Source organism: Phenylobacterium sp. (genome assembly GCF_046463815.1).
Taxonomy (GTDB): Bacteria; Pseudomonadota; Alphaproteobacteria; order Caulobacterales; family Caulobacteraceae; genus Phenylobacterium.
The window spans coordinates 11,450-24,183 of record NZ_JBKBRO010000027.1 but is presented as its reverse complement, the minus strand read 5'-3'; the positions used below and the strand labels follow the sequence as shown (position 1 = coordinate 24,183).

At 70.2% G+C, this 12,734-nt stretch carries 12 protein-coding genes; 4 read left to right on the top strand and 8 right to left on the bottom strand.

Annotation, left to right across the window (positions count from 1 at the left end):
• Positions 1–5: 5 nt before the first annotated feature.
• The gene (locus ACK4TT_RS16385) at positions 6–1,307 is read left to right on the top strand and encodes a calcium-binding protein (protein ID WP_410213428.1); all 1,302 of its coding nucleotides are present in this window, start codon (positions 6–8) and stop codon (positions 1,305–1,307) included.
• Between the two features lie 28 nt (positions 1,308–1,335).
• Here the strand turns inward: ACK4TT_RS16385 and ACK4TT_RS16380 are convergent, their stop codons facing one another.
• The 6 genes from ACK4TT_RS16380 to ACK4TT_RS16355 all read right to left on the bottom strand — a co-directional run bounded on the left by ACK4TT_RS16380 (position 1,336) and on the right by ACK4TT_RS16355 (position 7,091).
• A complete protein-coding gene (locus ACK4TT_RS16380; RefSeq protein ID WP_410213427.1) occupies positions 1,336–2,754 on the bottom strand; it encodes an NAD(P)(+) transhydrogenase (Re/Si-specific) subunit beta in 1,419 nt (472 codons plus the stop codon).
• 16 nt (positions 2,755–2,770) lie between these two features.
• Positions 2,771–3,088, bottom strand: coding sequence for a proton-translocating transhydrogenase family protein (locus ACK4TT_RS16375; RefSeq protein WP_409642187.1), 318 nt, complete (start codon positions 3,086–3,088; stop codon positions 2,771–2,773).
• A gap of 3 nt (positions 3,089–3,091) precedes the next feature.
• Entirely contained in the window at positions 3,092–4,225 is a 1,134-nt protein-coding gene (locus ACK4TT_RS16370) for a Re/Si-specific NAD(P)(+) transhydrogenase subunit alpha (RefSeq protein ID WP_409642190.1), read from the bottom strand.
• A gap of 226 nt (positions 4,226–4,451) precedes the next feature.
• Positions 4,452–4,694, bottom strand: a complete 243-nt coding sequence (locus ACK4TT_RS16365; protein ID WP_409642193.1) for an aa3-type cytochrome c oxidase subunit IV — start codon at positions 4,692–4,694, stop codon at positions 4,452–4,454.
• Between the two features lie 59 nt (positions 4,695–4,753).
• A complete protein-coding gene (locus tag ACK4TT_RS16360) occupies positions 4,754–5,800 on the bottom strand; it encodes an alpha/beta fold hydrolase (RefSeq protein ID WP_409642196.1) in 1,047 nt (348 codons plus the stop codon).
• A gap of 136 nt (positions 5,801–5,936) precedes the next feature.
• Positions 5,937–7,091 carry an acyl-CoA dehydrogenase family protein gene (locus tag ACK4TT_RS16355; RefSeq protein WP_409642198.1) on the bottom strand — a complete coding sequence of 385 codons (1,155 nt, stop codon included), beginning with the start codon at positions 7,089–7,091 and terminating at the stop codon, positions 5,937–5,939.
• A 169-nt stretch (positions 7,092–7,260) separates the two neighbouring features.
• Here ACK4TT_RS16355 and ACK4TT_RS16350 point away from each other — a divergent pair, with 169 nt between their 5' ends.
• Positions 7,261–7,947 (top strand): winged helix-turn-helix transcriptional regulator, encoded by a 687-nt coding sequence (locus tag ACK4TT_RS16350; RefSeq protein WP_410213426.1) that lies wholly within the window; start codon positions 7,261–7,263, stop codon positions 7,945–7,947.
• A gap of 12 nt (positions 7,948–7,959) precedes the next feature.
• On the opposite strand, the gene ACK4TT_RS16345 is transcribed toward ACK4TT_RS16350, so the two are convergent.
• Complete coding sequence (locus tag ACK4TT_RS16345; protein WP_409642204.1) at positions 7,960–8,382, bottom strand: Lrp/AsnC family transcriptional regulator; 423 nt, start codon at positions 8,380–8,382, stop codon at positions 7,960–7,962.
• 124 nt (positions 8,383–8,506) lie between these two features.
• Between ACK4TT_RS16345 and ACK4TT_RS16340 the strand changes: the two genes are divergently transcribed.
• Positions 8,507–9,379 carry a dimethylarginine dimethylaminohydrolase family protein gene (locus ACK4TT_RS16340; protein WP_409642207.1) on the top strand — a complete coding sequence of 291 codons (873 nt, stop codon included), beginning with the start codon at positions 8,507–8,509 and terminating at the stop codon, positions 9,377–9,379.
• 10 nt (positions 9,380–9,389) lie between these two features.
• The gene (gene rocD / locus ACK4TT_RS16335; RefSeq protein WP_410213425.1) at positions 9,390–10,613 is read left to right on the top strand and encodes an ornithine--oxo-acid transaminase; all 1,224 of its coding nucleotides are present in this window, start codon (positions 9,390–9,392) and stop codon (positions 10,611–10,613) included.
• On the opposite strand, the gene ACK4TT_RS16330 is transcribed toward rocD, so the two are convergent.
• A complete protein-coding gene (locus ACK4TT_RS16330; RefSeq protein ID WP_409642213.1) occupies positions 10,610–12,724 on the bottom strand; it encodes a PQQ-dependent dehydrogenase, methanol/ethanol family in 2,115 nt (704 codons plus the stop codon). The genes rocD and ACK4TT_RS16330 overlap by 4 nt on opposite strands.
• Positions 12,725–12,734: the final 10 nt, after the last annotated feature.

The window sequence follows — 12,734 nt, the reverse complement described above, 5'->3', positions numbered from 1 at the left end:
CACCCATGGGTGACGTCGTTCCCTTCATCGCCAAGGTCCGCTCCAGCGGCGACTGGAACGCCGCCGAGCGCGCACGCCTGGAGGAGCTGGCCCAGCGGCTCTCCGCCGGCGGCGCGCGCGTGGAAGCCGTGTTCGGCGCCACCGACGACGGCGATCCCTGGTGCGTGGTCACCGACGAGAACGGCGACGTCCTGATCCACGTGGCCCGGATCGGCGGTAAGTTCGTGATCCATTCGGCCATCGACGACTCGCTGACCGAGAGCACCGACCTGCCCTCGGCGCTCCGCGAGCAGGTGATGGCTTACGGGTCCGACGAGGAGGGCGGCGTCGTCGTGCCGTTCAGCCTGGCGGGCCGCCAGGCGCAGAGCTTCCTGGCCCTCGTGATCGCCTCGGCGTTCTTCTACGAGACCGCCGGAACGGCGGGACCGCTGGACGTGGTCGAGTCGCGGCCCGAGACGCTCGAGCACTACGACCCGCCCCCGCCGCCGCCCGACATCGAGACGCCGACGCAGGAGCGGGAGCTGGCGGTTCAGGGCGCGGCCATCGCCGACGCGCATCCCGACGCCGCGCCGAGCACCCAGCCGACGACCGCCGCCGAAGCCGAGACGCCAGAACCGGTCCGCGCCGCCGCGACGCCGGTCGAGACGAACGACGCCGCCCCGGTGGAACTGGCGAAAGCCGAGGCCGCGCCGCAAGCCGCGCCCGAACTCATCCTGACCGTGGCCGAGGGTCCGACCCACGTCATCCGGGGCACGGCGGGCGACGATGTGCTCGTCGGCACGGCGGGCGACGACCGGGTCGAGGGCGGCGACGGGAACGATACGTTGAGCGGCGGCGGCGGCGGGCGCGACGTGCTGCTGGGCGGGGCGGGCGACGACCGGATCGACCTGGGCGCCCAGGTCACCGCCACCGGCGGCGAAGGCGCCGACGCCTTCGTGATCCAGGCTCCGGCCGTCATGGGCGATGCGAACACCCTGCTGGGCGTCGTCACGGACTTCAGCTTCGCCCAGGGCGACACCCTGGTCTGGAACGGCCAGGTGATCCAGCTTCCGGAGAAGCCGGGCGAACCGTCTGGTTCGGGCGGCGGCGGCGGCGCCCCCAACTCTCCGCCATCCTCGGGCGGCGGGGGTAACGAGTTCGGCCTGACCACCCTGGGCCCTGCCCGCAAGGTCGAGCTGGATCTCGACGGCGACGGCCGGATCGACGGCTACGTGCTGCTGGGCGGGCCGACGCAGGCCGGGGAGAACCAGCCGATCGTGGTGACCGGCCAGGGCTCGTCGGCCGAGGCCGGCGCCTTCGGGATCTGAACCTGAAGGCCCTGAAGGCCCTGAAGGCCTAGAGGGCCTTCAGGATACCCTCGACCATCTTCTTGGCGTCGCCGAACAGCATCATGGTGTTGTCGCGGAAGAAGAGTTCGTTCTCGACGCCCGCGTAGCCCGAGGACATGCCGCGCTTCACGAAGAGCACGGTGCGGGCCTTCTCCACGTCCAGGATCGGCATGCCGAAGATCGGGCTGGCGGGGTCGGTCTTGGCGGCCGGGTTGGTGACATCGTTGGCGCCGATGACGAAGGCCACGTCGCTGGTCGAGAACTCGGAGTTGATGTCCTCCAGCTCGAAGACCTCGTCGTAGGGCACATTGGCCTCGGCCAGCAGCACGTTCATGTGCCCGGGCATCCGGCCGGCGACGGGGTGGATGGCGTACTTCACCTCGACGCCCTCCTCCTTCAGCTTGTCGGCCATTTCGCGGAGCGCGTGCTGCGCCTGGGAAACCGCCATGCCGTAGCCGGGGACGATGATGACCTTGGACGCGTTCTTCATGATGAAGGCGGCGTCGTCGGCGGAGCCCTGCTTCACGGGCCGGGTCTCGACCTTGCCGCCGGCCGCGGCCGCGCTGTCGTCGGCGCCGAAGCCGCCCAGGATCACCGAGACGAAGCTGCGGTTCATCCCCTTGCACATGATGTAGCTGAGGATGGCGCCCGAGCTGCCCACCAGGGCGCCGGTGATGATCAGGGTGGTGTTCTCGAGCGTGAAGCCCAGGGCCGCCGCCGCCCAGCCCGAATAGCTGTTCAGCATCGACACGACGACGGGCATGTCGGCCCCGCCGATCGGGATGATCAGGGTCACGCCGATCAGCAGGGAGAGCGCGAAGATCGCCCAGAAGGCCCAGAGCGCCTGGCCCCCGCTCATCACCAGCACCACGACCAGCGCCATGATGGCGAGCGCGATGACGATGTTCAGCAGGTGGCGGGCCGGCAGCAGGATCGGCGCGCCGCTCATGTTGCCGTTCAGCTTGGCGAAGGCGATCACCGAGCCGGTGAAGGTGATGGCGCCGATGGCCAGGCCCAGCGACAGCTCGATCAGCGAGTTGAGGTGGATGCCGTCGGGGCCGGCGATACCGTAGGCCTCGGGCGTGTGGATGGCGGCGACCGCCACCAGGCAGGCGGCCATGCCGACCAGGCTGTGGAAGGCGGCCACGAGCTGCGGCATCGAGGTCATGGCGACCCGCCGGGCGATGACCGCCCCGATCCCGCCGCCGACCGCCACGCCGGCCACGATCAGGGCCAGGGTCAGGCCGTCGAGCGCGCCCTGCAGGAACAGGGTGATGAGGGTCGTGCCGACGGCGATGGCCATGCCGATCATGCCGTTGCGGTTGCCCGCCTGGCTGGTGGTCGGCGACGACAGGCCCCTCAGGGCCAGGATGAAGAGGACGCCGGAGGCCAGATAGGCCAGGGCGGCGAGAGACGCTGCGTTCATGTTGCCCCGGTCGCCCCTACTTCTGCTTCTTCTTGTACATGGCCAGCATGCGCTGGGTGACGAGGAAGCCGCCGAAGATGTTCACGGCGGCGAAGGCCGCGGCGACGGCGCCGGCGCCCTTCGAGATCATGACGTTGGTGGTGAGCTCTCCGCCGTGCCCCGAGGCCGCGGCCGCCAGGAGGGCGCCCACGATGATCACCGAGGAGATGGCGTTGGTCACGGCCATCAGCGGGGTGTGCAGCGCCGGCGTGACGCTCCAGACCACATAATAGCCCACGAAGATGGCGAGCACGAAGATCGCCAGGCGAAAGACGGTCGGATCGACGGCTTCCATGGATCAGCCCTTGAGCGAGGGGTGGACGACGGCGCCATCCTTGGCGACCAGGGCGGCCTTGAGGATCTCGTCCTCGTAGTCAGGCGCGAGCTGGCCTTCCTTGTCCCGGAGCAGCTCCGAGAAGGCGACGAGGTTGCGGGCGTAGAGGGCGGAGGCGTCCGCCGCGATGCGGCCCGGCAGGTTGGCGAAGCCGACGATCTTCACGCCGTTCTTGGTCTCGACGACCTCGCCGGCCTTGGAGCCCTCGACGTTGCCGCCCTGCTCCACGGCCAGGTCGACGATCACCGAGCCGGGGCGCATCGAGGCCACCTGTTCGGCGCTGACCAGCCTGGGCGCCGGGCGGCCCGGGATCAGGGCCGTGGTGATGACGATGTCCTGCTTGGCGATGTGGCTGGAGGTGAGCGCGGCCTGCTTGGCCTGGTACTCCTTGCTCATCTCCTTGGCGTAGCCGCCGGCCGTCTGGGCGTTCTGGAATTCCTCGTCCTCGACGGCGATGAACTTGCCGCCCAGGCTCTCGACCTGTTCCTTGGTGGCGGGGCGCACGTCGGTGGCGGTGACCACCGCGCCCAGGCGCCGCGCCGTCGCAATGGCTTGCAGCCCGGCGACGCCCACGCCCATCACGAACACCTTGGCCGGCGCGACGGTGCCGGCGGCGGTCATCATCATCGGCATGGCGCGGCCGTAGGCCTCGGCCGCCTCGATCACGGCGCGGTAGCCGGCGAGGTTCGCCTGGGACGACAGGGCGTCCATCACCTGGGCCCGGGTGATCCGCGGCACGAATTCCATGGCGAAGGCCGTCGCGCCCTGCTTGGCGAGCGCCTCGACCGTCGCCTTTTCCTGGAAGGGATTGAGCAGGGCCACGACCAGGGCGCCCTTCTTCAGCGCCTTGATCTCGTCGGCCTCGGGGGCGCGGACCTTGAAGACGATGTCGGCCTTGGCGAGCGCGTCCTTGGCGGTCTTGGCCACCGTGGCGCCCGCGGCCGCGTAGTCGGCGTCGGGGAACGAGGCAGAAAGGCCGGCGCCAGCCTCGACGGTCACCGAGAACCCGGCTGCGGCCAGCTTCTTCACCGTCTCGGGCGTCGCGGCGACACGGGTCTCGCCAGCGCGGCGTTCCTTGGTGACGGCTATGACGGCCATGCCGCGATGTCCCCCCTTGTTGATTGCGCGCGACCATAGGGGCGCGCTCCCCGGCTTGTCCAGCAGGAGACCCGCAGTTTTCAAACGGTCGTTTTAAGCTGAGCTATTCGGCCGCAGGCCGCGAACGGACGGACGGGCAAGCGGACGGCCGAAAGCCCGCCGGGACGGGCGGTCCCGACGGGCCGGAAGGCCGATGAGAGGCTGGCGCCGAAGGCGCCCGCGGGCCTCAGTGCGCCGCGGCGGTCTTCTTCTCGCGCAGGACCAGCGTGCCGATCACGACCATCGCGATGGCCGCGAACGCGCCGCCCAGGAAGCCGGCGGACGTGCAGAACCACATGGTCAGCAGCAGGACCAGCGCGGCCGTGTAGAGCGAACCCCACTTGGTCATGAACATCATGAGCTGGAAGGTGGACTGCTGCTCGGCGATGTCCATCTCGCCGCGGTGGTAGTCGGAAGCCGGTCCGGCCATAGCGAAGACGCTCTCCAGGGAAATGTCGGGTGGGGTGCTACACGAAGCGCCCGCCGGGCTCAAGCCGGCCAGACGGCCAGCAGGGTCCGAAGGGCTGCGACCAATGCGAGCGGCTGGTCGATCATAACGTGATGCTCGGAATCGGGGATCTCGATCTCGCGGACGTCGGGGCCCAGGAAGCGCGCCTCGGCGGCCCGGCGCCTTCGCATGATGCTGCTGTTCTCGCCGTAGATGTGGACCATGGGCACGGCGACCTTGGGGGCCTGGGCCCCGGCCATGGACGCCATGCTGGAGCGGTCCAGGCGGTCCCACATGTTCGGGTCGAACTTCCAGGTCCAGCCCTCGCCCGAACCGTCCGGCAACGGCGCGCGCTTCAGCGAGCGGCGGGCGATGAAGTCGGCGACGAAGGCGTTGCCGGCCGGCTGTGGCGGCATGAGCCGGAAGCGCGCCAGCGCCTGCTCCAGGCTCGCATAGACCCGGCTGGGCCGATCGGCGGTGGGGATGTTGCGGATCTGCTCGCGGCGCCTGGCGCGCTCGGCCTCCACCTCGGGCGGCGGGCCGCCGAAGCCGGTGTCCACCAGCACCGCGGCGGCCATGTGCTCGGGATGGCGGGCGGCGGCGTAGAACACCTGGGCGCCGCCGAACGAGTGGCCGATGTAGATGGGCTTGCGCCCGCCCGCGTAGAGCCCCGCCGCCCGGGCGCAGGCCTCGGCGTCGTGGGCGAAGTCCGAGAACTTGTACCGCTCGCGCCATTCCGAGGCGCCCATGCCGGCCAGCGACATGGAGGCCACCCGGTGCTCTTCGGCCAGGAAGGGCGCGATGAAGCTCCACCAGTCGGCGTGGGCGCTGTTGCCGTGGACCAGCAGCAGGCCCGGCTTGCCGACCTCGCCCCAGGTCAGGAGCTCGATCTTCGTGCCGAGCGACTCCACGAAGCTCCGCTCGGGCGCCCGGGCGATGGCGTCCCTGAACCATTGCGGCGCGGGCGGCTCGGCGCCCTTGAAGGCCGCCAGGGGGGCCTGCACCTCGGGCGGCAGGCCCTCGGAATGGACCGGCCGGTCGTCGTAGGTTTCGCCCGCCTGGGGCGTCTCGGAGGAGTCGTTGGCCATGCCCACCCGGGTCTAACGGCCGTTTGAAAAATGGCAAGCGCCCTCGAAGCCGCGGTACGCCCGCGGGACCGGATCGGGGCGCCGGTCCCGCGGGCCACGGCGACGGCGTCCCCACCGCCGCCGAAGCGTTCACCCCTCAGCCGTCGATGGGCAGGCCCAGGGCCACGCGCGCGGCGAGCCGGCCTTGCGCCTTCTCCTGCAGCGGGTGGTAGCGGGCGGCCTGGACGTCGCGGAACATCCGCTCCAGCCCGGTCTTGCGGTAGAAGCCCGCGCCGCCAGCCGCCTCCATGGCCTTCTCGACCGTGCGGATCGCCGCGCGGCCCACGAGGGTGCGGCCGGTCATGATCCGGTTGGTGGCCGCAGGCCCAGGCTCGTCGGTCTCCACCGCCGCCAGCATGTCGGCCAGCGCCAGGCGGGCGAGCGCCAGTTCGGTCTCCATCTCGCCGATGACCAGCTCCACGTCCGGCGAGGGCTTGCGCGCCGACGCCAGGTCCAGGGCTCGGTCGCAGGCGGCCTCGGCCAGGCCGACGTAGACGCTGTAGATCAGCGGGAAGGCGATCAGCGTGACCATGTGCATGATCGGATGCCACTTCCCCGCCGGCCGGCGGACGGTCACCGCGGCCTCGGGCACGAACACGCCGTCCAGCTCCAGGTCCTGCGACCCCGTGCCCCGCATGCCCAGCGTCCGCCAGGTGTCGAGCACCCGCAGGCCTTCCGAGCGCATGGGGATCGCCATGTGCAGGACCGTGGGCCCCTCGGGCGCGTCCATCACCGCCATGGTCATCAAGAGGTCGCCGGCCGGCGAGCCGCTGGCGAAGACCTTGCGGCCGCTGACCTTGAAGCCGCCTTCGACGGGCACGGCCTTGCACGAGCCGTCCAGCCAGTCCGACCCGCCGCTGGAGACCAGGGTGAGCTTCTGCTCCAGCACCCGCTTGAGCAGGCCCTCGACGGCCTCGGGCGTGCGGCGCCAGCGCCAGGCCGGCAGGGCGACCTGGTGGGTGTGCATCGAGAGCGCCAGCGCCGTCGATCCGCAGTAGCGGGCCAGGGTGCGCAGCATGGCCGAGAGCTCGGCGTAGGTCGCGCCCGCCCCGCCCAGCGCGGCCGGAACGCCGGCCATGTGGAAGCCCCGGTCCTTCAGCATCGCCAGGTTCTCGGCCACGAAGGCGTCGGTTTCGTCCGCCTGGGCCGCCCGGGCGGCGAGTTCGGGGCCGACCTCGTGAGCGAGCCGCTCCCAGTCGAGCCGTGTGGCGGCCACCGGAGTCTTGGCGGGCGTCTTGGTGATGATGGTCATGTCGTCGGTCCTCAGCCTTGCGCCGGAGGGGTGGGTGTTTCCCCGCCGGGCGTCGGGCGGCGTCATCGCCCGGACGGCCCGATCCGCTCCAGTTCGAAGAATGAACTTGTCGAACGCCGTTCGCACAGCAACGATTTACGACATGAAAGGCTATGGACAATTCTGCCCCGTGGCGAAGACCGCCGAGGTCTTCGCCCAGCGCTGGACGCCCCTGCTCGTGCGCGAGCTGTGCTTCGGCCCCCTGCGCTTCACCGAGTTGCACTCGGGCGTGCCCTCGATGTCGCGGGCCCTGCTGGTCCAGCGTCTCGCCGAACTGGAGGAGGCCGGCGTGATCGCCACCGAACCCATGGGCCAGGGCAAACTCTACCGGCTCACCCCGGCGGGCGAGTCCCTGCGCGACATCATCGTGCTGATGTCCTCCTGGGGGCAGCGCTACGGCCAGGGCCGGCTGGGCCCGGCCGACATGGACCCCACCATGCTGGTGTGGAGCATGAAGCGGCAGATCGACCCCTGCCAGCTTCCCGACCGGGATATCGTGCTTCGGCTGGAGTTCCGGGGGCTGCCCAAGGCCCATGCGGCCCGGCGGTACTGGTGGATCATCCTGCGGCCCAACGACGTGGAGGTCTGCTTCAAGGCGCCTGACTGCGAGGTGGACGTGGTCATCGCGGCGGATCTGGAAGCCTTGATCCGGGTGTGGATGGGCTATGCCGGCCTCGCGGAGGCGAGCCAGGCCAGCGCCGTCAGCCTGCACGGCGACCCCATGCTGGTGCGGGCGGTGAAGCGCATCCTTGGCCTCGCCGACGAACCCCATCATCGGACCCTGACCTTCAAGGCCCACGCGGCGGTCGCCGCCTGAAACGATTCTGAACTAGATCTTCTGGGTGGCCAGCAGGATCGAGGTCTCGGTCGAGGCGATCCCCTCGATCTGGCGAACCTCGTCCAGGGTGCGGCTGAACTCCGAGAGATTCTCGACGTCCAGTTCGGCCACCAGGTCCCAGCGCCCATTGGTGGTGAAGACCTTGTCCACCTCGGGGAAGCCGCGCAGCGCCTTCACCACCGCGCCCGCGCGCTCGCCCTCGACGGCGATGCACATGATGGCCCGCACGCGGCTGGCCTCGATCTCGGGTTTGGTGCGGATGGTGAAGCCCTGGATCACGCCCCGGGCCAGGAGGCGGTCGATGCGGTTTTGAACCGTCCCGCGCGAGACCCTGAGCGTCTTGGCGAGCGCCGCCGCCGGCGTCCGCGAATCGGCCCGCAACAGGGCGACAAGCCGTCGGTCGAGATCGTCCATCGAAGCGCCAGCCCGTTCTGACGAAACGCCACTTTATATCGCTAAGTGTAGCACCTTGCCCGCTTTTCGCTAGCGCGACCACACGCCACCCTTGGCTCATCGTGCAACGCCAAGGAGGTCCCGCATGGATGGCCGGCCGTTCTTCGTGATGACCGACCCGGGCTGCTTCGAGGTCAGCTACCGCATCAATCCGTGGATGGACCCGGACGCCTGGACGCCGGAACAGGCGGCCCGCGCCTGCGCCGGCTCGGCGGCCCTGCGCCAGGCGCTGGAGGCGGCCGGCGCCCACGTCGAGGTGATCGGCGCCGTGAAGGGGCTGCCCGACCTCGTGTTTCCGGCCAACGCCGCGGTGGTGCTCGACGGCAAGGTGCTGCTGGCCCGCTTCCGTCATCCCGAACGCCAGGGCGAGGAGGCCGTGTTCCGGTCGGTGTTCCAGAGACTGAAGGCCCGGGGCCTCGTCCGGGAGATCGTCGACCTCTCGGACGGCCTGTTCCATGAGGGCGCGGGCGACGCGATCTGGGACGTGGAGCGCGGCTTATTCTGGGGCGGCTTCGGGCCGCGTTCGAGCCGCGGCGCGCTTTCGGTCATCCGCCGAACCTTCGGCCACGAGGTCGTGCCGCTCGAGCTCGCCACCGAGGCGTTCTACCATCTGGACACCTGCTTCTGCCCGCTGGCCGGCGGTCAGGTGCTCTACTACCCCGACGCCTTCACGCCCCAGGCCCTCACCGCCATCCGCGAGCGGGTTCCAGAAGCCCAGCGGATCGAGGCCGACGCCGAGGAGGCCGACGCCCTGTGCGTGAACGCCGTCAACATCGGCTCCAAGGTGATCATGGCCCGCGCGCCCGACAGCCTGCGCCGCAAGCTCGGCGAGCGCGGCTACGAGCTCGTCGAGGTGGCCCTCGATCCGTTCATCCGCTCGGGCGGAGCCGCCTACTGCATGACGCTCAGGCTCGACCGGACCAGCGCGCCGGCGCCCGCCATCCTTGCCGCCGAATAGGGGACCCGCGATGAACGACATCGCCCTGCAGACCTCGCTCACCCAGAGCTACATCGCCGTCGAAGCCCTCTACGGGGCCAAGAACTACAAGCCCCTGGACGTGGTGCTCACCCGCGGCGAGGGCGTCCACGTCTGGGATGTGGAGGGCCGCCGCTACCTCGACTGCCTCTCGGCCTATTCGGCGGTGAACCAGGGCCACTGCCACCCGAAGATCCTGGAGGCCATGGTCGAGCAGGCGAAGCGCCTGACGCTGACTTCGCGGGCCTTCCGCAACGACCAGCTCGCGCCCTTCTATGAGGAGCTCTGCGCGCTGACCAACTCCCACAAGGTGCTGCCGATGAACTCGGGCGCCGAGGCGGTGGAGAGCGCCCTCAAGGTCGCCCGCAAGTGGGGCTACGAGGTCAAGGGCGTGCCCGATGGCCAGGCCGAGATCGTCGTCGCCGCCGACAACTTCCATGGCCGGACGATCAGCATCGTGGGCTTCTCCACCGACCCGCAGTCGCGTGGCGGCTTCGGTCCCTTCGCGCCGGGCTTCAAGGTGGTTCCCTACGGCGACGCCAAGGCCCTGGAGGCCGCCGTCGGGCCGAACACCGTGGCCGTGCTGCTGGAGCCCATCCAGGGCGAGGCGGGCGTCATCATCCCGCCGGCCGGCTACCTGAAGACCGCCCGCGAGCTCTGCACGCGCAAGAACGTCATCCTGATCCTGGACGAGATCCAGACCGGCCTCGGCCGCACCGGCAAGCTGCTGGCCGAGGAGCACGAGGGGATCGAGGCCGACCTCACCCTGATCGGCAAGGCGCTGTCCGGCGGCTTCTATCCGGTCTCGGCGGTGCTCTCGAACTCCGAGGTCATGGGCGTGCTGCATCCCGGCGAGCACGGCTCCACCTTCGGCGGCAACCCGCTGGCCTGCGCCGTCGCCCGCGCGGCGCTGAAGGTGCTGGTCGACGAAGGCATGGTCGAGAACGCCGCCCGGGTGGGCGAACGGCTCAAGGGCGACCTCGCCGGGATCAGGGCCGGCGGGGTGAAGGAAGTCCGGGGCCGCGGCCTGATGATCGCCGTCGAGCTCCATCCCGAGGCCGGCGGCGCGCGGAGGGTCTGCGAGGCCCTTCAGGCGCGCGGCCTCCTGGCCAAGGAGACCCACGAGCACACCATCCGCATCGCCCCGCCGCTGATCCTGACCGAGGCCCAGTCCGACTGGATCGCCGAGCAGTTCGCGGCGGTGTTGCCGACCTAGCCGATCGGCATGGGGGCGGCGGCCTGGCCGCCGGCGGCCTTCTTCGCCTCCTCGATCACATAGGCCCGCGCGTCCTCGGCGTCCTTCGGCGTGAGGAAGCGGGCGAAGCTCGCCATGCCGCGCGGGGCGCTGGCGCCGTCGATCACCACGCCCTTCCAGTTATCCGCCGTCTGCAGCATGGGCGAAGCCTTCAGGTCGGGCAGCCAGGCGCCCGAGGCGTTCGGCCCGTGGCAGACCTGGCAGTTCTGGTGAAAGACCGCGAAGCCGTGCTGGGCGTCGCCCTTCGAGGGCTGGATCGCCGCCAGGTCGATGGCGGGCTGGGCCGGCTTGGGGAAGGCCGGCGCCTGGGCCTTGCCGCCGACCTTGAAGACCAGCAGCCGGCCGGGCAGCCGGGGCCGCTGGGGCATCGAGCCCGGCGCCGAGATCTGGCCGCCGCCGCCGACGCCGACCATCACCGCCAGGTACTGCTCGCCGTCCAGTTCGTAGGTCATCGGCGCGGCGATCACGCCGTTGCCGGTGTCGTAGGACCACAGCTTCCTGCCGGCCGCCGCGTCATAGGCCGCGAACTCCCCCTGGGCCGCGCCCTGGAAAACCAGGCCGCCGCCGGTCGACAGCACGCCCGCGTTCCAGAAGTAGGGATGGTCGACGGTCCAGACCGCCTTCTGCCGCACCGGATCCCAGGCCACGAGCTGGCCCTTCACCATGGCGGTGATGGCCTTCAGCGTCGCGGCGTCGGTGGGCAGTGCATTGACCAGGAAGTCCACGCCGACGTTCCAGGCGCCGGCCTTGTACGAGAAGCCCTTGTCGTCGGTGTAGGCGAAGGGGGTCACGTTGGTCGGGATGTAGACGAGGCCGGTCTTCGGGTTGAAGGCCATGGGCTGCCAGTTATGCGCCCCGAGCGGTCCGGGGATCTGCAGGAAGGCGGCGTCCTTGTAACGGGCCTGCGGGTTCTCGATCGGCCGGCCGGTCTTGGGGTCGACGCCCGTGGCCCAGGTGATGTTGGTGTAGTTCCTGGCCGAGATGAGCTGACCGTTGGCGCGGTCGATCACGTAGAAGAAGCCGTTCTTCGGCGCCTGCATCAGCACCTTGCGGGGCTGCCCCCCGATGGTCAGGTCGGCCAGCATGATGTGCTGGGTGGCGGTATAGTCCCAGCTCTCGGCAGGCGTGGTCTGATAGTGCCAGACGTACTCGCCGGTATCGGGCCTCAGCGCGAGGATCGACGAGAGGAAGAGGTTGTCGCCCTTTCCGCCCGAGCGGAGCTTGTGGTTCCAGGGCGTGCCGTTGCCGATGCCGAAATAGACGAGGTCGAGCTTGGGGTCGTAGGCGATGGAATCCCAGGCGGTGCCGCCGCCGCCGGTCTTCTTCCATTCGCCGTCGGACCAGGTGGCGCCCGCCTTCTCGGCCATCACCTTGTCGGAGGCGGCGCCGTCGGGCGCGCCGGTCGGGTTGGGCACCGTGTAGAAGCGCCAGGCCTGCTTGCCGGTGGCCGCGTCGTAGGCGGTGATGTAGCCGCGCACGCCGTATTCGGCGCCGCCGTTGCCGATCAGCACCTTGTCCTTCACCACGCGGGGCGCGCCGGTGATGGTGTAGGGCTTGGAGGGGTCGGTGGTCTGCACCGACCAGACCGGCTGGCCGGTCTTGGCGTCGAGCGCGATCAGCCGCCCGTCGATGGTCCCGACGTAGACGCGGCCCTTCCAGACGGCCACCCCCCGGTTGACCACGTCGCAGCAGGCGTTGAAGCCCTTGGAGCCCTCGACCCTCGGATCGAACTTCCAGAGCTGCTTGCCAGTCCTGGCGTCGAAGGCGAAGACCTTGGACCAGGCGGTCGAGGTGTAGAGCACGCCGTCCACCACGAGCGGCGTCGCCTCCTGGCCCCGGTCGGTGTCGAACTCGGCGAACCAGGCGAGGCCGAGCTGGCCCACATTGCCGGCGTTGATCTTGTCGAGGGGCGAGAAGCGCTGCTCGGAATAGCCCTTGCCGTAGGAGAGCCACTCGGCGTTGGAGTCGGCGGCGGCGATGCGCTTGCCGTCCACCTGGCCCGCGCCGGGCTTCTGGCAAGCCGCCACGCCCAGGACCAGCGCCAGGGCCATGCCCAACCGGATGATCTTCATCGTCGCCCTC